Source organism: Limnohabitans sp. TS-CS-82 (assembly GCF_002943475.1).
The window spans coordinates 187,857-206,754 of the sequence record NZ_PTQX01000001.1 but is presented as its reverse complement, the minus strand read 5'-3'; the positions used below and the strand labels follow the sequence as shown (position 1 = coordinate 206,754).

The 18,898-nt window shown below is 57.9% G+C and carries 18 protein-coding genes; 2 read left to right on the top strand and 16 right to left on the bottom strand.

Annotation, left to right across the window (positions count from 1 at the left end):
- Positions 1-37: 37 nt before the first annotated feature.
- From C5F52_RS00920 to C5F52_RS00900, 5 genes are read right to left on the bottom strand one after another with little or no spacing between them, the layout of a single operon-like run.
- Positions 38-817: an enoyl-CoA hydratase gene (locus C5F52_RS00920; protein WP_104796459.1), complete on the bottom strand. Its 780-nt coding sequence runs from the start codon at positions 815-817 to the stop codon at positions 38-40.
- A gap of 50 nt (positions 818-867) precedes the next feature.
- Positions 868-2,685: a M61 family metallopeptidase gene (locus tag C5F52_RS00915; protein ID WP_104796458.1), complete on the bottom strand. Its 1,818-nt coding sequence runs from the start codon at positions 2,683-2,685 to the stop codon at positions 868-870.
- Between the two features lie 4 nt (positions 2,686-2,689).
- Positions 2,690-3,142, bottom strand: coding sequence for a DUF3429 domain-containing protein (locus C5F52_RS00910; protein ID WP_104796457.1), 453 nt, complete (start codon positions 3,140-3,142; stop codon positions 2,690-2,692).
- Positions 3,143-3,175: 33 nt separating this feature from the next.
- Positions 3,176-3,901: a DsbC family protein gene (locus tag C5F52_RS00905; RefSeq protein ID WP_104796456.1), complete on the bottom strand. Its 726-nt coding sequence runs from the start codon at positions 3,899-3,901 to the stop codon at positions 3,176-3,178.
- A gap of 22 nt (positions 3,902-3,923) precedes the next feature.
- On the bottom strand, positions 3,924-5,045 hold the full coding sequence (locus tag C5F52_RS00900) for an FAD-dependent monooxygenase (protein ID WP_104796455.1): 1,122 nt from the start codon (positions 5,043-5,045) through the stop codon (positions 3,924-3,926).
- Positions 5,046-5,077: 32 nt separating this feature from the next.
- On the opposite strand from C5F52_RS00900, the gene C5F52_RS00895 reads away from it, so the two are divergent.
- The gene (locus C5F52_RS00895; RefSeq protein ID WP_236657675.1) at positions 5,078-6,076 is read left to right on the top strand and encodes an MOSC domain-containing protein; all 999 of its coding nucleotides are present in this window, start codon (positions 5,078-5,080) and stop codon (positions 6,074-6,076) included.
- Positions 6,077-6,101: 25 nt separating this feature from the next.
- Here the strand turns inward: C5F52_RS00895 and C5F52_RS00890 are convergent, their stop codons facing one another.
- The gene (locus tag C5F52_RS00890; RefSeq protein ID WP_104796454.1) at positions 6,102-6,533 is read right to left on the bottom strand and encodes a hypothetical protein; all 432 of its coding nucleotides are present in this window, start codon (positions 6,531-6,533) and stop codon (positions 6,102-6,104) included.
- Positions 6,534-6,596: 63 nt separating this feature from the next.
- On the opposite strand from C5F52_RS00890, the gene ychF reads away from it, so the two are divergent.
- Positions 6,597-7,688, top strand: a complete 1,092-nt coding sequence (ychF, locus tag C5F52_RS00885) for a redox-regulated ATPase YchF (RefSeq protein ID WP_104796453.1) — start codon at positions 6,597-6,599, stop codon at positions 7,686-7,688.
- A 64-nt stretch (positions 7,689-7,752) separates the two neighbouring features.
- Here ychF and accD read toward each other — a convergent pair whose 3' ends face one another.
- The 10 genes from accD to leuC all read right to left on the bottom strand — a co-directional run bounded on the left by accD (position 7,753) and on the right by leuC (position 18,671).
- A complete protein-coding gene (gene accD, locus C5F52_RS00880; protein WP_104796452.1) occupies positions 7,753-8,625 on the bottom strand; it encodes an acetyl-CoA carboxylase, carboxyltransferase subunit beta in 873 nt (290 codons plus the stop codon).
- Between the two features lie 73 nt (positions 8,626-8,698).
- A complete protein-coding gene (trpA, locus tag C5F52_RS00875; protein WP_104797104.1) occupies positions 8,699-9,508 on the bottom strand; it encodes a tryptophan synthase subunit alpha in 810 nt (269 codons plus the stop codon).
- An 8-nt stretch (positions 9,509-9,516) separates the two neighbouring features.
- Entirely contained in the window at positions 9,517-10,806 is a 1,290-nt protein-coding gene (gene trpB, locus C5F52_RS00870; protein WP_104796451.1) for a tryptophan synthase subunit beta, read from the bottom strand.
- 68 nt (positions 10,807-10,874) lie between these two features.
- On the bottom strand, positions 10,875-11,555 hold the full coding sequence (locus C5F52_RS00865) for a phosphoribosylanthranilate isomerase (protein WP_104796450.1): 681 nt from the start codon (positions 11,553-11,555) through the stop codon (positions 10,875-10,877).
- A complete protein-coding gene (gene truA, locus C5F52_RS00860; RefSeq protein ID WP_104796449.1) occupies positions 11,552-12,349 on the bottom strand; it encodes a tRNA pseudouridine(38-40) synthase TruA in 798 nt (265 codons plus the stop codon). Before truA ends, C5F52_RS00865 begins: the two co-directional genes overlap by 4 nt.
- Before the next feature lie 5 nt (positions 12,350-12,354).
- The gene (locus C5F52_RS00855) at positions 12,355-14,016 is read right to left on the bottom strand and encodes a FimV family protein (protein ID WP_104796448.1); all 1,662 of its coding nucleotides are present in this window, start codon (positions 14,014-14,016) and stop codon (positions 12,355-12,357) included.
- A gap of 21 nt (positions 14,017-14,037) precedes the next feature.
- Positions 14,038-15,168 (bottom strand): aspartate-semialdehyde dehydrogenase, encoded by a 1,131-nt coding sequence (asd, locus tag C5F52_RS00850; RefSeq protein ID WP_104796447.1) that lies wholly within the window; start codon positions 15,166-15,168, stop codon positions 14,038-14,040.
- A gap of 317 nt (positions 15,169-15,485) precedes the next feature.
- The gene (gene leuB, locus C5F52_RS00845) at positions 15,486-16,571 is read right to left on the bottom strand and encodes a 3-isopropylmalate dehydrogenase (protein WP_104796446.1); all 1,086 of its coding nucleotides are present in this window, start codon (positions 16,569-16,571) and stop codon (positions 15,486-15,488) included.
- Between the two features lie 21 nt (positions 16,572-16,592).
- A complete protein-coding gene (gene leuD / locus C5F52_RS00840) occupies positions 16,593-17,237 on the bottom strand; it encodes a 3-isopropylmalate dehydratase small subunit (RefSeq protein WP_104796445.1) in 645 nt (214 codons plus the stop codon).
- Positions 17,238-17,249: 12 nt separating this feature from the next.
- Complete coding sequence (gene leuC, locus C5F52_RS00835; RefSeq protein WP_104796444.1) at positions 17,250-18,671, bottom strand: 3-isopropylmalate dehydratase large subunit; 1,422 nt, start codon at positions 18,669-18,671, stop codon at positions 17,250-17,252.
- Positions 18,672-18,898: the final 227 nt, after the last annotated feature.

Genomic DNA, 18,898 nt, shown 5'->3' with positions numbered 1-18,898 from the left:
CCACAAACTGTGGGCATTTAGACGCTTGAGGCATTGCTTATTGGTTTTTGAAGGCGGCTGGGCGTTTGTTGACAAACGCGTCCATGCCTTCTTTTTGGTCTGCGGTGGCAAACAAGGCGTGGAACATGCGGCGCTCAAACATCACGCCGTCAGACAGCGTGCCTTCAAAGGCGCGGTTGACCGACTCTTTGGCGGCCATGGCGGCGATTTGTGAATAGCCACAAATCATGATGGCTGCACCCAAAGTTTCTTCCATCAGTTTGTCCAGTGGCACAACGCGGCTGACCAAACCAGAGCGTTCGGCTTCAGCGGCGTCCATCATGCGGCCAGTCAGGGCCAAGTCCATGGCTTTGGATTTGCCCACGGCGCGAGGCAAGCGTTGTGTACCGCCCGCGCCTGGGATGACGCCGAGTTTGATTTCGGGTTGGCCAAACTTGGCGTTTTCAGCAGCGATGATGAAGTCGCACATCATGGCCAGCTCGCAGCCGCCGCCCAAGGCAAAGCCGCTCACGGCAGCGATGACGGGTTTGCGAATGCTGCGGATGGTTTCCCAATCGCGGGTGATGTAGTCGTTCTTGTACACATCGGCAAAGCTGTAGGTGGCCATGGCACCAATGTCAGCGCCTGCGGCAAATGCTTTTTCGCTGCCAGTGATGACCATGCAGCCAATGGCTTCGTTGGCATCAAAGTCTTTGAGGGCTTGGCCCAGTTCAATCATCAAACCAGCGTTGAGCGCATTGAGCTGCTTGGGGCGGTTCAGGGTGATGACGCCCACTTTGTCGGCTTCGGTGTGGACGGTGATGAATTCGTAGCTCATGGGATAACTTTCTAAATGGGTTCAGAGAGGTGAAAGGGTGTTGTTCTCAACTATAGGCCCAGCCACTTGGCGACGAGCTTGGGGTTGTCCAGCACGAGACGCCAAGTGCTGTTGGCTTTTGCGTCGGGTAATGCGAGGTTCAGACGCAGCAGCTGACGGTCACGGCTGATGAGGGCGGTTACTTTTTTGGCTGTACCCGCGTAGAGAGGTAAGTCGTCGAGCTTTTTGAGTCGCCACGCAGAAGGTGCCTGTGATGTCGTTTTACCAGCTACCTCAACACCTAGCCACTCATCACCCGGCGCAAAACCAGCCTTGTGGGCCGCACTGCCATTGAGCACGGTTTTGATTTGCACGCTGTGGTCTTCTGCAACACGCAGGCCCAAGCGCTGAGCCAGTTGTGCGGGGTCATGCTTCACGTTCACGCCGTGGTTTGCCAAGAGTTTTTCTAATGGCAGGTCGCGTGTGCCATGCACCCAAGCTTTGAACTCGGCTGTCCATGAACGGCCTGTGAGTTCTTTGAGAACGGCCAGCACATCTGCCTCAGTCATGGGGCCGTTGTGCTTTCCTGTGCAGCAACGTGTCCATAAGGCTCGCATCACATCGTCTAGCGACACGCTGTGGTTTTTCACGCCGTGCTGGCGCAACGTCAGGTCTAGGCTCAGGGCCACCAGTGCGCCCTTGGTGTAGTAGCTCACGGTCAGGTTGGGGCTGTTCGCGTCTTGGCGGTAGTACTTGGTCCACGCCTCAAAGCTCGACTGCGCCACGCTGTGGACTTCACGGCCCGGCGTTTGCAGCACTTGGTTGATGGTTTTGTTGAGCAGCTTCAGGTACTGCGCATCGTCAATCAGCCCTGCGCGGCGCAGCAGCAAATCGTCGTAGTAGCTGGTGAAGCCTTCAAAGAACCACAGTAGCTCGGTGTAGTTCTCTTGCGTGTAGTCGTAACGTGCAAACTCGGCAGGGCGCAAGCGCTTGACGTTCCACGTGTGGAAATACTCGTGGCTGATGAGGCCCAGCAGCGTGGTGTAGCCCTCGCTTTGTTTGGCGTCTTTGGCAGAGCCATCGATGCTGTTATGGCGCGGCAAGTCAGCGCGGTTGCAAATGAGTGCGGTGGAGTTGCTGTGCTCCAAGCCGCCATAGCCATCGGCTACAGCGTTGAGCATGAACACATAGTTTTTGTGCGGTGTTGCTGAGTGCTTTTTGCCGTGCCAAAAACGAATGGCGGTTTCGCAAATCTTTTGGGTGTCGCGCAGCAGGCGTTCGCCGTCAAACGCAGGTGTCGCACCGGCCACCACAAAGCGGTGTTCGATGCCGCAGGCTTTGAAGCTACCGCTCCAGAATGCGCCCATCTCCACGGGGCAATCTACCAGCTCGTCGTAGTTGGCGGCCACATAAGTGCCAAAACCTTGACGGTCGGTTTTGACTGGGGTGAGGCCGGTGGCCACTTTCCACTTCGAAGCCACGACACCCGCATTGAATGATTCAGCGACAAGTTCTAGCTGATGCGGCACATCGGCTTGCCCTTCAACTTGCAAACACAAACTCGTGCCATTGAAAAATCCGCGCTGCCCTGTTAACCAAGCAGTACGAACCGAATCGTCATGTGCATGCACTTGGTAGTGCAGGGTGATTGGTTTGCCTGCTTCGCAGTCCAAAGCCCAACTGGCTTTGTCTAGCTGATGCACAGTCACATTGCGCTTGCCTTGGCGTGCGCTGATGCCTGTGATTTGCTTGGCAAACTCGCGCACCATGTAGCTGCCAGCAATCCACACGGGCAGCGATACGAGTTGATTTGCTGCGGGTTGCTCAATGGTGAGCGTCACGCCATACAGATGGGCGTGCAGGTCGGCTGCTTCGATTCTGTAGTGCATGGTTTTAAGTTGCAGCAGCGCCTAGCAAGCAGCACAAGGTGGACACCACGGTCAAGCGAAAACGCATGGTCATCCAATCGCGCAGGCCTGCTTCGGGCCAAGTTTTTCGGTCCACCAAATAGCAAGCCACCAAGAGCATCGCGAGCAATGGCAAACCAGCGAAGGCGGGCATGATGACCGCTACCCAAGCCACCAGTGAAGGAATGACACCCCACACCATGTGCAGCTTGCGTTGCGGTGCGTTGTGACGCAGGCCAATCCCCCAATGGATGCCACCCAAAAATGCAGCGATGGTGGCGCCATAAGCGCTCAGCGCAATGGCCACAAACGGATGCGCCTCAGGCGTGACGATCCACATGAAAAAGGCGAGCACCACAAACGGGATGAGGCCCGCATAGCCCAAGCGTTCAATCAATTGGCCAGCATCGCTGTCGGGGGTGATGGGGGAGTGAACCATGTTGGACTCGTTTCTACTTTTTATGGGGCTTAGTTACTTGCTAGCGTCGGCCAACAGGCGCTCAATCTTGGCGTTGTCAATTGCACCCGGTACACGCGTGCCGTCTTGCGCCACCAAGGTGGGCGTGCCGGTAATTTTGTATTTACGGGCGAATTCAAGGTTGCGGTCAATCGCAGCGGTGTTGCACTGTGCTGCGGGCGCTGGCGTGTCTTTTTGCATCAGGTTGACCCAAGTAGCGGCTTGGTCTTTGGCGCACCACACATTGCGTGATTTCTCCACCGAGCCAGGGCCTAACACGGGCAACAAGAATAAGTACACCGTCACGTTGTCGACCTTGGCCAAATCGCGCTCAAAGCGTTTGCAGTAGCCGCAGTTGGGGTCTTCAAACACGGCGAGCTTGCGCTTGCCATTGCCGTGCACGATGGTGATGGCGTCTTTCAGAGGTAAGGCGTTGAAGTCGATCGCGCTCAGTTTGGCTTCGCGTTCTTCGGTCAGGTTGCGCTTGCTTTTGGTGTCAATCAAGTTGCCTTGAATGAGGAAGTTGCCGGCTGCGTCGCTGTAGTAAATCTCGTTGGTGCTCAGGCGCAGTTCGTAAATACCGGCCAAGGGTGTGGCGGTGATTTCTTCAATCTTGGGGATTTGTGGAATGCGCTCGCTCAGGTTTTTGCGAATCGTGGCTTCGTGGCCTTGGGCCATGGCGCTGGAAAAGCTGAGTGCCATCAGGGCAGCAGTGGCGAGTGAGCGGAATGTGTGTTGCATATGAAGCTTCTTTTCTAAATGTTTAGCCCATGGCCTGTTGCATGGCCCAAGCCTTCACAGGCGCGAGGCTGTTGAACCCATTCATGCCCCAGTTGCGCAGCGCTTGCACGCCGGTGTTGGGGTGGGCGAACAGGCGTTGCAAGCCATCGCAGGCCAGCCAAGTGGGCACCATGTCGGCTTTGCGGGCGCGTTCGTAGCGGCGCATAAAGTAGCGGTCACCCACACTGCGCCAGTAGTCTTTGGCTTCGCGGGCTTTCAGCACGTTTGCTAGCTCGGCCACATCGGCCAAGCCCAGGTTGAGCCCGAGGCCAGCGAGGGGGTGAATGTTGTGCGCCGCATCGCCCGCCAGCGCCCAAGCGCTGCCGTCGGCAAAGTTGCCGGTCCAGCGGTCGGCGTGGGCCAGTTGCAGCGGCCACATGGCGCGTTCGCTGGTGAGTTCGATTTGGCCGAGTGCGCCGTTGCTGGCGTTTTCTAGCGCAATGCCAAATGCGTCGGCGCTCAAGGCGAGCATGTCTTTGGTCCGCTCAGGCGGCAGCGACCACACCAAGCTGGCGGTGTCGCCCTGCGCGCCGCCCAAGGGCAGCAGCGCCAAAATTTCTAAACCCTGTGCACCGTGGTGAAACCACTGCAGCGCTTGCTGGCGGTGTGGTGTGCTGGAACGCACGCGGGCGGCCACCGCGTGTTGTTGGTAGGGCAGCACTTCAAAGTTCACACCCAGCTCATCGCGGGTGGCGCTGGCGCGGCCTTCGCACACCACGGTCAAAGCAGCGGGTTCGGCGGCAGTAAGCGAAGTAATTTCAGCTTGGTAACGCACAGCTTCAGCCAGCTGGGCTTCGAGCACGGGCACGTCCACAATCCAAGTCAGGCCCTCGGGCGTGGGGCTTTCAAAGTGGGTAAAGCCGCCATCGTCGCCCCACACACGCATGTGTTGCACGGGTGTGGCATGCAAGGCGTCAGGCCAGCAGCGAAGTTCTGAAAGCAAGTCGCGAGAGGCACTGTTGAGTGAGTAAGCCCTAACGTCCTGCGTAGTCTTGGGTGGTGAAGTAACCAATCCCACACGCAGTTTTTGGCGGGCAAGCAGCAGGGCCAAGGTGCGTCCCACCATGCCATCGCCGCGAATACAAACGTCCAGTTTTTGAGCCATGCATTGATTGTAGGAGGGCGGCACAATGCCGCATGACGTCAAGCTTTCAGCCCTCCATTTCGCAAGCCCAAGAGGCTGCTTTACCCATGCATTCGCCCGCCGAATTTGAAGCCTGCATTGCCGCCTTGTGGGTGTTTCCCATCAAGTCGTGCGCAGGCATCTCGGTGCAGCAAGCGGTGCTTACGCCTGCTGGCCTCGCCCACGACCGTGCGTGGATGGTGGTCGATACCGACGGCGAGATGGTCACCCAGCGCGAACTGCCGCGCATGGCGCTGATTCAGCCGGAGTTGGTTCATTCAGGGACGGGCTTGGTCGAGCTGGTGTTGCATGCGAGTGGCATGGCCGCTTTGCACTTACCGTTGACGACTGACGGGTGCTTTGTGCAGGCGGCAAATCCGTCTGTTTTATCCGAGGCTCGCACCGTCAAAGTCTGTGTGTGGGACGACCAAGTACCCGCTTTCGATATGGGCGCAGAAGCCAGCAAGTGGCTGACTGAATTTTTGGGCAACAGCCTAGGCCCTTTGCGTTTGGTGCGCTTTGACGACAACCACCATCGACCCAGTAACGTCAAGTGGACGCAAGGCTTTTCCTCGTTCAACCAGTTCAGTGACGGTTTTCCTGTGCTGGTGGCCAGCACCGCGTCGCTGGATGAACTCAATGCGCGTTTGCAAGCCAAAGGCGAAGCGATGGTGGATATGCGGCGTTTTCGTGCCAATGTGGTGTTGGGTGATATGGAGACGTCGTATCCGTTGAACGCACACGACGAAGACCGCATTGGCACGCTCACGTGTCACACCGAGCATGAGGCGGTGCAGCTCACGCCCGTTAAGCCTTGTCCACGTTGCCCTATCCCCAACATTAACCCCGATTCAGCCCAAAGCCACCCTGCGGTGAATGACACCTTGCAGGCCTATCGACAAGACCCGCGCGTCAATGGCGCATTGACCTTCGGCATGAACTGTTTGCCCGTGGCGGGCATTGGCCAAGTTCTGCGCGTGGGCCAACGCGTCAGCGCCGATTGGGCGTTTTAAGTCTGGGCATTGAAGCCCGCAGAGCTCAGCGATCAGGGTTGGGCGCAATAGGTCGCGTCACCTCGCGCAAGATGCCGCCACTTTGCACACTGCCCGTGCTGTTGCCATCCCCACGCACACGGGCTTCGCAGGCCTCGCGGTCGTCGCCCTTGAACACGCGGCAGCGCTTGAGTTGGTTCTTTTCAAACAAGTTGGCTGTGGTGTCGCTCAGCAGGTTGCGTTTGGCTTCGGCCAAGGCATTGCGTGCTTCTAGGCGGCAAGCGGCTAAGTCTTGCGTGGTTTGCTGGGCTTCGCATTCGGCCAAGTCTTGTTGGTAGCGGGCCGTGAGTTCGTCTTGCGGCTGTGCAGGTGTTTGAGCTTGTGCGTGCAGGCAAAAGCTGGCGCAAATTAGCACTTGGGCGGCGAGCAAAGCGGGGCGAAAAACGATTGAAAAAATGGTGCTGTTTATGCGGTTCATCAGTGGTTCCTAGGCGAGCAACCCGCCTCATTACAATCTACACCAGTTACAAGGAATATTTTTATGAGTTTGAAATGCGGCATCGTGGGTTTGCCCAACGTTGGCAAATCCACCCTGTTCAACGCCCTGACCAAAGCGGGCATCGCGGCAGAGAATTACCCCTTTTGCACCATTGAGCCAAACACCGGCGTGGTCGAAGTGCCTGATCCACGCTTGCAACAGCTGTCAGACATCATCATCCCAGAGCGCGTGGTACCTGCCATTGTGGAATTTGTGGACATCGCTGGCCTCGTAGCTGGCGCCAGCACGGGCGAAGGCTTGGGCAACAAGTTCTTGGCCCACATCCGCGAAACCGACGCCATCGTCAACGTGGTGCGCTGCTTTGAAGACGACAACGTCATTCACGTGGCCAACAAGGTTGACCCCATTGCCGACATCGAAGTCATTCAGACCGAGCTGTGCTTGGCCGACTTGGCCGCTGTGGAAAAAGCCATTCACCGAGTGAGCAAAATTGCCCGCTCTGGCGACAAAGAAGCCGTCAAGCAAATGGCGATTCTTGAGAAGTGCCAAGCTGCACTGAACGACACCAAGCCCGTGCGCACCATCGACTTCAGCAAAGAAGAGCGCGCCGAACTCAAGCAGTTCTTCTTCATCACCGCCAAGCCAGCTATGTTTGTGGCCAACGTGTCGGAAGACGGCTTTGAGAACAACCCGTTCTTGGACCGCCTCAAAGAGTTTGCGAAAGCGCAAAACGCACCCGTGGTGGCCATCTGCGCCAAGATCGAAGCCGAGTTGTCCGAGATGGAAGACGCTGACCGCTTGGAGTTCCTCAAAGAACTCGGCCAAGACGAGCCAGGCCTGAACCGCCTCATTCGCTCTGCCTACACCTTGCTGGGCTTGCAAACTTACTTCACCGCTGGCGTGAAAGAAGTGCGCGCATGGACCATCCATGTGGGCGACACCGGCCCACAAGCCGCTGGCGTGATTCACACCGACTTCGAAAAGGGCTACATCCGCGCCCAGACCATCGCGTTTGACGACTTCATCACCTTTAAAGGTGAACAAGGCGCCAAAGACGCAGGCAAGATGCGCGCTGAAGGCAAGGAATACGTGGTCAAAGATGGCGACGTGATGAACTTCTTATTCAGCTCTTAATTGCGCATTGCCCACAAAAAAGCCCGCTTACAGAGCGAGCTTTTTTGATGGGGCGTGGCTTTGGTCAGACCACAGCATCCGCGGGCTGACGTTGCAACATAGCCAAGGTGCTGGCAATGGTTTTGCGCAGTTCGCGACGGTCGCAAATCATGTCGATGGCGCCTTTTTGCTGCAAGAACTCGGCACGTTGGAAGCCTGCGGGCAATGTCACGCGCACGGTGTTTTCAATCACGCGTGGGCCGGCAAAGCCAATCAGCGCGTTAGGTTCAGCGATAACCACGTCACCTACAAACGCAAAGCCGGCTGACACGCCGCCCATGGTGGGGTCGGTCAACACGGCGATGTAGGGCAAACCTTTTTTGGCCAAGCGGGTGAGCGAGGCGTTGGTTTTGGCCATTTGCATGAGCGAGAGCAATCCCTCTTGCATGCGTGCGCCGCCGGTGGCGGTGAAGCAGATGAACGGCACTTTTTGCTCAATGGCGGCGTGCACGCCGCGCACAAAGCGCTCGCCCACGACCGAGCCCATTGAGCCGCCCATGAAGTCAAATTCAAAACAGGCCACAACCACGTTGATGTTGTGCACCGCGCCGCCCATGACCACCAAGGCGTCTGTTTCGCCTGTGTTTTGCATGGCTTCTTTGAGGCGCTCTGGGTACTTGCGGCTGTCTTTGAACTTCAAGGCGTCCACAGGCAGCACTTCTTGACCGATTTCGTAGCGGCCTTCGGCGTCGAGGAACATGTCCAAACGGTCGCGGGCGCTCATGCGGTGGTGGTGGCTGCAAGTAGGGCAGACGTTGTGGTTGGCTTGCAAGTCGCTCTTGTAGAGCACGGTTTCGCAGCTGGGGCACTTGACCCAAACACCTTCGGGCACGCTACGGCGCTCAGACGGTTCGGTGTGTTGAATTTTTGGGGGAAGCAGTTTTTCGAGCCAACTCATGGTGAGCCTTTCGTCAGTTCTTTTGGAATTGATGCATTTTAACGGGCAGGGTGGTTGTGGCTACAAGGGCGCTTTATGCGTCCAAAGCCTTGCGAATACCCGCCAAAAACTCATGGGCAGCAGCCACTTCTTGGCCTGCTGGTGCGGCTTCAAGCAGCTGGATGATGCGGCTGCCAATCACCACGGCATCGGCTACGCGGCCCACGGCAGTAGCGGTGGCGGCATCGCGAATGCCAAAGCCCACACCCACGGGGATGTGTACATGCTGGCGAATGCGCGGCAGCATGGCTTCTACGGCGTCGGTGTCTAGGTTGCCAGCGCCTGTCACGCCTTTGAGCGAGACGTAATACACGTAGCCGCTGGCAATGCGTGCCACTTGTTCCATGCGTTTGTCGGTGCTGGTGGGCGCGAGCAAGAAGATCAAGTCCATGCTGTGCGCGCGCAATGTGGCTGCGAACTCTTCGCACTCTTCCGGTGGGTAGTCGACGATCAGCACGCCGTCCACGCCTGCGGCAGAAGCGTCTTTCACAAATGAGTCTGCACCGTGTTTGAGGTTGTAGCACTCCACAGGGTTGGCGTAGCCCATCAGCACCACGGGCGTGGTGTTGTTGGTTTTGCGGAACTCGCGCACCATGTCCAGCACTTGGGCTGTGCCAATGCCAAAACGCAGCGCGGCTTCGCCTGCTTTTTGAATCACTGCGCCGTCGGCCATGGGGTCGCTAAAAGGCACGCCCAGTTCGATGATGTCCGCGCCTGCATCCACCATGCCGTGCATGAGGGCGGGCGTGATGTTGGCTTGCGGGAAGCCTGCCATCACATAGGGGATGAGGGCTTTGCGGCCTTGGGCCTTGAGGGCGGCGAGGGTGGTGTCGATACGGCTCATGGTGCGGTTCACTTCACAAATTTCATGGTTTGTTCGGCAGGGCCACCTTTGACCGTTTGGCCTTGGCAGCTGGGGCGACAGAAGAAGTCTGCGTTGCTCAGGTCGGCCACCGTGCCAATGTCTTTGTCGCCACGGCCCGAGAGGTTGACCAAGATGGACTGCTCGGGCTTCATGGTCTTGGCCAGCTTCATGGCGTAGGCCACGGCATGGCTCGATTCCAGCGCGGGAATGATGCCCTCGGTGCGGCACAGGTAGTGGAAGGCTTCGAGCGCTTCTGTGTCGGTGATGCCCACGTATTCGGCGCGGCCGATGTCCTTGAGGAAGGCGTGCTCGGGGCCCACGCCTGGGTAGTCAAGGCCAGCGCTCACGCTGTGCGTCTCAGTAATCTGGCCGTTCTCGTCTTGCAAGATGTAGGTGCGGTTGCCGTGTAACACGCCGGGCGCGCCCAGCTGCAACGAGCACGAGTGGCGGTCGGTGTCCATACCTTCGCCAGCGGCTTCCACGCCAATGAGGCGTGTGTTGGCATGGTTGATGTAGGGGTAGAAGATGCCCATGGCATTGCTGCCGCCGCCCACGCAAGCAATGACGGCATCAGGCTGTTCTTCGGCCATCTTCAGGCTCTTGAACATCTCTGGCATTTGCGTGAGGCACTCTTCGCCAATCACGCTTTGGAAATCGCGCACCATCATCGGGTAGGGGTGAGGCCCAGCCACAGTGCCGATGATGTAGAAGGTGTTGTCCACGTTGGCTACCCAGTCGCGCATGGCTTCGTTCAGCGCGTCTTTGAGGGTGCGGCTGCCGCTCTCCACAGGTACAACCGTCGCGCCCAAGAGCTTCATGCGGTACACGTTGGGGCTTTGACGTTTGACGTCTTCTGCGCCCATGTAGACCACGCATTCCAAACCGTAGCGTGCGCAAATGGTGGCTGTGGCCACGCCGTGTTGGCCTGCGCCGGTTTCGGCAATCACGCGGGGCTTGCTCATGCGCTTGGCAAGCATGGCTTGGCCAATGGTGTTGTTGATCTTGTGGGCACCGGTGTGGTTCAGGTCTTCACGCTTCAAGAAGATTTGCGCGCCACCCATTTCGCGGCTCATGCGGGCTGCGTGGTAAATGGGCGAAGGGCGGCCGACGAAGTGGGCCAGTTCCGACTTGAACTCGGCGATGAAGTCGGGGTCGTGCTGGTATTTGGCGTAGGCCTCTTTCAGCTCTTCGATGGCGTGGGTCAGCGTTTCGCTGATGAAGCTGCCGCCGTAAATGCCAAAGTGGCCTTTGGCATCGGGTTGTTGGTAGTTCGACATAGGTTGCCTGCAATAGTTGCCTTGAGGCTTGGGCCTCAAGTGCTTCAAACAAAAAAAGGGAAGGAGGCTTAGAGCGGGTGCTCTGCGTCTGCTGCGCGAACGGCTCTGACGAACTCGTGAATCTTGGCCGCATCTTTGATGCCTTTCGCCGATTCCACGCCAGAGCTCACGTCCACTGCCAATGAATGGCCGTGGTTACGCAGCGCGCGAATGCCATCGGTCACGTTGGCAGCGTTGAGTCCACCAGACAAGACGAGGTGAGCGTTGACGTTTTGAGGAAGCTGTGACCAATTGAATGTTTTGCCGCCGCCGCCGTAACCGTCGACATGCGCGTCGAGCAGCACCGCTTGGGCGTCTGAGTAATCTTGCGCGTATTTTAAGAGGTCGAAAGGTTCTTCGCCCGCAGGGGTTTCTAGCGGAATACGCGCAGCGCGCATCCAGCGGCGGCCCAAGGTGCGGGCAATCTTGCGGCAGTGGTCGGGCGTTTCGTCGCCATGAAACTGCAGCCAAGCGCCCGGCACTTGCACACAGGCGTGGGCAATGGCCTCAGACGTTTCGTTCACAAACAGCAGCACGGGCGTGACGAAGGCGGGCAGGCGCAAGGCCAGCTCGGCGGCGCGTTCTACCGTCACAGCACGGGGGCTGGGGGCGTACATGACAAAGCCAATGGCGTCCACGCCAGCGGCCACGGCGGCGTCGACGTCTTGCTCACGGGTGAGCCCACAAATTTTGATACGCGTGCGGTTCATGGCAATCCATCATACGCAGGGGTACGGTCAGGCAAATCCCACTGTGCGTCGTAGCGGGGGCCCAAGAAATACAAACCATCGGGGCTGAAGGTGGGGGCGGCGGCATCGCGGTCGCGGGCGGCCAGCACGTCGGCCATCCACTCCGGCGGTTTGTCGCCACTGCCAATCTTCACAAAGCAGCCCATGAGGTTGCGAATCATGTGGTGCAAAAACGCGCTGGCTTCAAACTCAAAGCGCCACACGGCTGAGCCGTGCTGTGTGCTTTTGCGGGTGATGTCGATGCGCGTCATGGTTTTGACGGGTGTGAGGGCTTGGCAGCTGGAGGCGCGAAACGAGGTGAAGTCGTGTTCGCCCATCAGGTACTGCGCGGCTTTTTGCATAGCTTCTAGGTCGAGCGGGCGGTACACCCAGCCCACACGACCCACTTCGACGCTGGGGCGCACGGCGGATTCGAGCACCACGTAGGCATAGCGGCGTGCAATGGCGCTGCCACGGCAGTGAAATTCACGCGGCATTTCACGCGCCCATTGCACCGCAATGTCGAGGGGCAAATAGCGGTTGGTGCCGCGCACCCACGAGTAAGGCGTGCGGTCAAGCTCGGTGTCAAAGTGGATGACTTGCATGAGGCCGTGCACACCGGCATCGGTACGGCCTGCACACAAGGTAGAGACGGGGGTTTGGGTGAACTTGGACAAGGCTTTTTCAAGCTTGTCCTGCACTGTTTTACCTGATAGCTGACTTTGCCAGCCTTCGTAGGCTTGGCCGTTGTAGCTCAAGCCCATCGCAATGCGCATGAGGGTTAGCCTCGCTCAGCCAGCCACTTGAGGGCTTTTTCTTTGTCAGCGCCAGAGGCTTCGTTGGCCACTTCTTCCATCAAAGCACGGCTGGTGTGCAGTTGGCCCAAGTTCCACAGTTCATCGGCCAAGTCGATGCGCACTTGGTAGGGGCCAGCGGGTGTATCGTGTTCGTCCAAATCCAAGGAGATGTTGGGCATCTCCATGGTCGGGCGAATGGCGTGTGCATCGTGTGGCGCGTGCGTTTCTTCTTGCAGGTCATCCGCGTCATGGGCGTGGTGCTCATGGTCATGTGGATGTTCATGCGTGTCTTGCATATGCGTGGCCACATCGTGGATGTAGGCGCGTTCGACGGGCTCCGCATGGTCGTGCTCAGGTAGGTCGAGGTTGAACTTCACGTTCAAGGGCGGCAATCCATGGATGTCGTCTTCGCGCTTGTTCAAAGCGCGACGGCGCCATAAGCCCACCAACACCAAGATGGCGATCAGACTGCCAGCACCCACGGGAGTGAGTGAGTTTTCGCGCAGCTCGTTTAGCCATTCGCTGTTGGCCTCAGCCGCGCTGGCGGGTATATCGACAGCTAAGACGCCAGAGGCTGCCTCGGAGGCCGGTGCTGCTGAGCCAGTCACTGTGGCGGCTGCGATTTTGCCGAGTTCAGCGATGTTGCGGCTGAGCTCTGCCGCGCGAGTTGCCACGTCTTGGGCTTCGCGTTGCTGTGCAATCTTGTCTTCAGCCGCAGTGTCTTTGCTGCCAGGTTTGGCCAAAGTCAATTTGTCTTGGTTGGCCTTGGCATTTTTGTTTTGTACTTTGGCGTCGAGTTTGCCTTCGGCATCGCGTGACACTTTGGGCACCACACCGCCTGGGGCGCGTGCGGCTAGCTCGGCACGGTAGGCCTCAAAGTCTTTGGCCTGGATTTGAATTTCACGGCGCGCTTCTTCGCGCGACACGGCTTTGGCTTCTTGCTCGGTGGGCAAGGTCAGCAAAGCGCCTTCTTTCATGCGGTTGACGTTGGATTCAACAAACGCATCGGGGTTGCTGCGCAACAAGGCCACCAGCATTTGTTCAAGCGACACACCTTCAGGCGTTTTGCCAGCACTCAGTTCGCTGGCGGTATCGCCACGTTTGACCGTGATTTGTCCGTTGGACTGTCCATTTTTGCTATAGACCGAAGGCATCTCAGCTGTTTTGAGATTGCGTTCGCCAATGCCCGGCATCAAAGGGGCGTTAGGCTTTTTGGCACTGCCATCGTCAATGGACAGACTCACATCGCGCAGCAAACGGCCTGTGGCCCAACGCAAATCAATCAGCAAATCCAAAAAGTTGCTGTTGATGGCTTGTTTGCTGGTGATTTTTAAATAGGGCCAACCGTGGTCTCGGCGCAACAGTTGCACCTGAACATCGATGGGTTGGCCATTGACCATCGGTACTTCTACCTTGGCTGCTTTGTAAACCTCAGGGCTGGCAATTTTGGCTTCGAGCTCAATTTGTTCAGCGATGGTGATTTCGCTGACATCGATCTCTACGCGCAAAGCCTCGCCCTGCTTGCTTTGTACGACAGGTCGGCTCAAAGTGAGTGCCTGCGCACCGCCGAAGACCGACAGTGACAAGGCTGCCCACAGCGCTGATCGCCGGAACAAATGGGAAGCAGAGCGGTGAGCTTTTTTCATAGCCAAAGATATTACTTTGTTTTATGCCTCGAGCAGGATGCGCAACATGCGACGCAATGGCTCAGCAGCGCCCCACAAGAGCTGGTCACCCACGGTGAACGCGCCAAGATAGTCGTTGCCCATGGCCATTTTGTGCAAGCGGCCCACTGGCACTGTCAAAGTACCGGTCACGGCTGCGGGTGTCAGGTCGCGTTCGCTGATTTCGCGCACGTTAGGCACCACTTTGACCCAGTCGTTGGCGCTGGCCAAGATGCTTTCGATCTCGTCCATCGGCACATCTTTTTTCAGCTTGATGGTCAAGCCTTGTGAGTGGCAGCGCATGGCGCCAATGCGCACGCACAAACCGTCGATGGGGATAGAGCCCGCAGAGCGGAACGCTGGGTTGCCCAAGATCTTGTTGCACTCGGCGCCGCCCTTCCACTCTTCCTTGCTTTGGCCGTGTTCGACAGGCACGTCGATCCAAGGGATCAAGCTGCCAGCCAAGGCGGTGTTGCGGAAGTTTTTGGTGGGGAACTCAGCACTGCGCATGGTGGCCGACACTTTGCGGTCGATGTCCAAGATGGCAGAAGAGGGGTTGGCCAAGTCGTCTTTGACGGCATCGTGCAAAGCGCCCATTTGGCTCAGCAACTCGCGCATATTTTGTGCACCCGCGCCCGAAGCCGCTTGGTACGTCATTGCGCTGACCCACTCCACCATGTTGTGTTGGAACAAGCCGCCCAAGCCCATGAGCATCAAGCTCACGGTGCAGTTGCCGCCGATCCAGTTTTTGCCGCCTTTGCCCAAGGCCGCGTCGATGACGTTGCGGTTGACGGGGTCGAGCACGATGATGGCGTCGTCGGCCATGCGCAGGCTAGAGGCTGCGTCAATCCAGTGGCCGTTCCAACCCGCTGCGCGCAGCTTGGGGTACACCTCTTTGGTGTAGTCGCCGCCTTGGCAGGTCAGCACGATGTCGCACTTTTTCAGTGCTTCGATGTCGTTGGCGTCTTTGAGCGTGGTTTCGTTCTTGGCTTGCGCGGGGGCTTTGCCACCTGCGTTAGACGTGGAGAAGAACACAGGTTCGATCAGGTCGAAATCCTTCTCTTGAACCATGCGGTCGATCAGCACCGAGCCGACCATGCCGCGCCAACCGACTAAACCTACTAACTTGCTCATTTTTCAACGCCTTTTCAAATGTAGAAAACAGTGCCAGACCTGACTGTTTGCCCGGCTCGTCTGGCCGGGGGGCGCACGACGAACCGGAGCTGATTAGCCCTTAATGGTCGTGGTTTTGATGGTGATTGCACGCGCGCGAGCAGCCACCAGTGCGGGGGCAGCGAAGTTCAGAGAGAACGAGCGGGCGTGAAACATGGGTGGCATTGTATCGGATGGGTGCTTGGGTCAAGCTGACAGATTTAGAGGATGAAGTCTGATTGGGCTGAAATAAAAAACGCGCCATGGAGGCGCGTTCTTCATCAGGGGGAAGGCTTCAATCAGCGCAAAGCCTTCACCACCGCATCACCCATCTGAGCCGTACCCACTTTGGTCGTGCCTTCGCTGTAGATGTCAGGGGTGCGCAGGCCTTGGGCCAACACGGCTTTCACAGCGGTCTCGATGCGATCAGCCGCTGCAGCTTGGTTCAAGCTGAAGCGCAACATCATGGCGGCGCTGAGGATGGTGGCCAAGGGGTTGGCCACGCCTTTGCCAGCGATGTCGGGTGCGCTGCCGTGGCTAGGTTCGTACAAACCTTGGTTCTTTGAGTTCAAAGAAGCAGAAGGCAACATGCCGATGGAGCCAGTCAGCATGGAAGCTTCGTCGCTCAAGATGTCGCCAAACATATTGCCGGTCACAACCACGTCAAAGCGCTTGGGCTCTTTCACCAGTTGCATGGCGGCGTTGTCGACGTACATGTGGTCGAGGGCGATGTCTGGGTACTCTTTGCCCACTTCGCTTACCACGTCTTTCCAGAATTGGAAGGTTTCCAGCACGTTGGCTTTGTCCACGCTGGTCACGCGGCCTTCTGTGCCTGCGGCTTTGCGCTTGCGGGCGGCTTGAAAAGCCACGTGGGCAATGCGCTCGATCTCGGGCTTGGAATAGCGCATGGTGTCGAACGCTTCTTCTGCACCTGGGAAGTGGCCGTCGGTGGCCACGCGGCGGCCGCGGGGTTGGCCAAAGTAAATGTCGCCGGTCAGTTCGCGGATGATCAAAATGTCCAAGCCCGCAATCAGCTCAGGCTTTAAGCTTGATGCGCCCACCAACTGCTCGTAGCAAATGGCAGGGCGGAAGTTGGCGAACAGGCCCATGTTTTTGCGCAAACCCAAAATGGCTTGCTCAGGACGCAGAGGACGGTCGAGGGTGTCGTATTTCCAGTCGCCCACAGAGCCGAACAACACGGCATCAGCATCCATCGCCAACTTGAGGGTGGCTTCTGGCAAAGGGTGGCCGTGCGCGTCAAACGCTGCACCGCCGACCAAGGCTGTTTCGGATTCAAACTTGAGGTCGAGGACGTTCAAGACCTTGACCGCTTCGGCCACGATTTCTGGGCCGATGCCGTCGCCGGGGAGGATTGCGATTTTCATGTGTTGTTCTTCTAAATGGGTTTACATCGTGTGAGCCAACCAAGGCTTGGTGGCCAAGCGCTCGGCTTCAAAGGCTTTGATCTTGTCGGACTGGCGCAGGGTCAGGCCAATGTCGTCGAAGCCGTTGAGCAAGCAGTACTTTCGGAAGGCTTGCACTTCAAATGGAATGGTCTCGCCTTGTGGGCGCACGATGACTTGGTTTTCAAGGTCAATCGTCAACTCATAGCCTGGGAAGGCATGCACCTCGTTGAACAACAGGTCAATCGCGGCTTCGGGCAACACGATGGGCAGCAAGCCGTTTTTGAAACAGTTGTTAAAGAAAATGTCGGCAAAGCTAGGGGCGATGACGGCGCGGAAGCCGTATTGGTCAATCGCCCAAGGTGCGTGTTCGCGTGACGAGCCGCAGCCAAAGTTCTTGCGGGCCAACAGCACCGATGCGCCTTTGTAGCGCGGCTGGTTCAGCACGAAGTCTGGGTTGGGCTTGCGGCTGGCGGGGTTTTGGCCGGGCTCGCCGTGGTCCAAATAGCGCCACTCGTCAAACAAGTTGGGGCCAAAGCCCGTCTTGCGGATGGACTTTAAAAACTGCTTGGGGATGATGGCGTCGGTGTCGACGTTCTCGCGGTCCATGGGGGCCACGATGCCTTTGTGGAGGGTGAATTTCTGCATGATTTTTATCCCTTAGGCGAACTTGCGAACGTCCACAAAGTGGCCGTGAATGGCAGCAGCAGCGGCCATGGCGGGGCTGACCAAGTGCGTGCGACCACCGTTGCCTTGACGGCCTTCGAAGTTGCGGTTGCTGGTAGAGGCGCAGCGCTCGCCTGGCTCTAAGCGGTCGGCGTTCATGGCCAAACACATCGAGCAACCTGGCTCGCGCCACTCAAAGCCAGCGGCTTTGAAAATCTCGTGCAGGCCTTCTTTCTCGGCTTGTTCTTTGACCAAGCCTGAGCCGGGCACAACCAAAGCGAGCTTGATGTTCTTGGCCACTTTTTGGCCAAGCTTCTTCACCACGGCTGCGGCTTCGCGCATGTCTTCGATGCGGCTGTTGGTGCATGAGCCAATGAACACTTTATCGACAAACAAATCGTTCAACGCTTTGCCTGGCTGCAAGTCCATGTACGTCAACGCGCGTTCAATTGCACCGCGCTTGTTGGCGTCTTTTTCTTTGTCGGGGTCAGGCACGATGCCGTTGATGTCGAGCACCATTTCGGGCGACGTGCCCCAAGTGACTTGCGGCAAGATGTCTTCGGCTTTGAGCTCGACCACGGCGTCAAACTTGGCGTCGGCGTCCGAGTGCAAGGTTTTCCAATACGCCACGGCTTGGTCCCATTCCACGCCTGTTGGCGAGAGGGGGCGGCCTTTGACGTACTCAATGGTTTTGTCGTCCACCGCCACCAAACCAGCGCGCGCGCCGCCTTCGATGGCCATGTTGCAGACCGTCATGCGTCCTTCCATGCTGAGCGAGCGAATGGCAGAGCCTGCAAACTCAATGGTGTAGCCCGTGCCGCCGGCTGTGCCGATCTTGCCGATGATGGCCAGCACCACGTCTTTGCCAGTCACGCCTTTGGTCAGCGTGCCTTCGACTTTGATGAGCATGTTCTTGGCTTTTTTGGCCAACAAGGTTTGCGTGGCCATGACGTGCTCGACCTCAGAAGTGCCGATGCCGTGAGCCAACGCGCCAAACGCGCCGTGGGTGGAAGTGTGGCTGTCGCCGCACACCACGGTCATGCCGGGCAGGGTAGCGCCGTTTTCAGGGCCAATCACGTGCACGATGCCTTGGCGCTTGGACATGAACGGGAAGAACGCGGCAGAGCCGAACTCGGCCATGTTGCTGTCCAGCGTGGTGATTTGTTCTTTGCTGATCGGGTCGGTGATGCCGTCGTAGCCCAGCTCCCAGCCGGTGGTGGGCGTGTTGTGGTCGGCGGTGGCCACGATCGAGCTGACGCGCCAGACCTTGCGGCCCGCTTGACGAATTCCCTCAAACGCTTGTGGGCTGGTGACTTCGTGCACCAAATGGCGGTCGATGTAGAGGATGGACGTGCCATCTTCTTCGGTGTGGACGACGTGCTCGTCCCAAATCTTGTCGTAAAGGGTGCGTCCCATGAGTCTTCCTTAAATGGAGCCTGCGATTTTATGCGGGAGCACGGCTGCTGATTCATGGAAATGAAATAAAGCCTTTCTACAATGAATCCATGGCGACACCGCGCCGTGTTTCAACTTCTATTTTCAGACGTGCTTCGCCTCATCCCTTCCTCTGTTCAGCTGCGCCAAACGCTTCTCGCTTTCGGGCTGGTTGCTCTGTGTGCGAGCCAGGCTCAAGCCGCTCGCCC

Coding starts and splice junctions, on each gene's coding strand:
- C5F52_RS00920 (WP_104796459.1), bottom strand. CDS start 817: ATGAGCTACGAATTCATCACCGTCCACACCGAAGCCGACAAAGTGGGC.
- C5F52_RS00915 (WP_104796458.1), bottom strand. CDS start 2,685: ATGCACTACAGAATCGAAGCAGCCGACCTGCACGCCCATCTGTATGGC.
- C5F52_RS00910 (WP_104796457.1), bottom strand. CDS start 3,142: ATGGTTCACTCCCCCATCACCCCCGACAGCGATGCTGGCCAATTGATT.
- C5F52_RS00905 (WP_104796456.1), bottom strand. CDS start 3,901: ATGCAACACACATTCCGCTCACTCGCCACTGCTGCCCTGATGGCACTC.
- C5F52_RS00900 (WP_104796455.1), bottom strand. CDS start 5,045: ATGGCTCAAAAACTGGACGTTTGTATTCGCGGCGATGGCATGGTGGGA.
- C5F52_RS00895 (WP_236657675.1), top strand. CDS start 5,078: ATGACGTCAAGCTTTCAGCCCTCCATTTCGCAAGCCCAAGAGGCTGCT.
- C5F52_RS00890 (WP_104796454.1), bottom strand. CDS start 6,533: ATGAACCGCATAAACAGCACCATTTTTTCAATCGTTTTTCGCCCCGCT.
- ychF (WP_104796453.1), top strand. CDS start 6,597: ATGAGTTTGAAATGCGGCATCGTGGGTTTGCCCAACGTTGGCAAATCC.
- accD (WP_104796452.1), bottom strand. CDS start 8,625: ATGAGTTGGCTCGAAAAACTGCTTCCCCCAAAAATTCAACACACCGAA.
- trpA (WP_104797104.1), bottom strand. CDS start 9,508: ATGAGCCGTATCGACACCACCCTCGCCGCCCTCAAGGCCCAAGGCCGC.
- trpB (WP_104796451.1), bottom strand. CDS start 10,806: ATGTCGAACTACCAACAACCCGATGCCAAAGGCCACTTTGGCATTTAC.
- C5F52_RS00865 (WP_104796450.1), bottom strand. CDS start 11,555: ATGAACCGCACGCGTATCAAAATTTGTGGGCTCACCCGTGAGCAAGAC.
- truA (WP_104796449.1), bottom strand. CDS start 12,349: ATGCGCATTGCGATGGGCTTGAGCTACAACGGCCAAGCCTACGAAGGC.
- C5F52_RS00855 (WP_104796448.1), bottom strand. CDS start 14,016: ATGAAAAAAGCTCACCGCTCTGCTTCCCATTTGTTCCGGCGATCAGCG.
- asd (WP_104796447.1), bottom strand. CDS start 15,168: ATGAGCAAGTTAGTAGGTTTAGTCGGTTGGCGCGGCATGGTCGGCTCG.
- leuB (WP_104796446.1), bottom strand. CDS start 16,571: ATGAAAATCGCAATCCTCCCCGGCGACGGCATCGGCCCAGAAATCGTG.
- leuD (WP_104796445.1), bottom strand. CDS start 17,237: ATGCAGAAATTCACCCTCCACAAAGGCATCGTGGCCCCCATGGACCGC.
- leuC (WP_104796444.1), bottom strand. CDS start 18,671: ATGGGACGCACCCTTTACGACAAGATTTGGGACGAGCACGTCGTCCAC.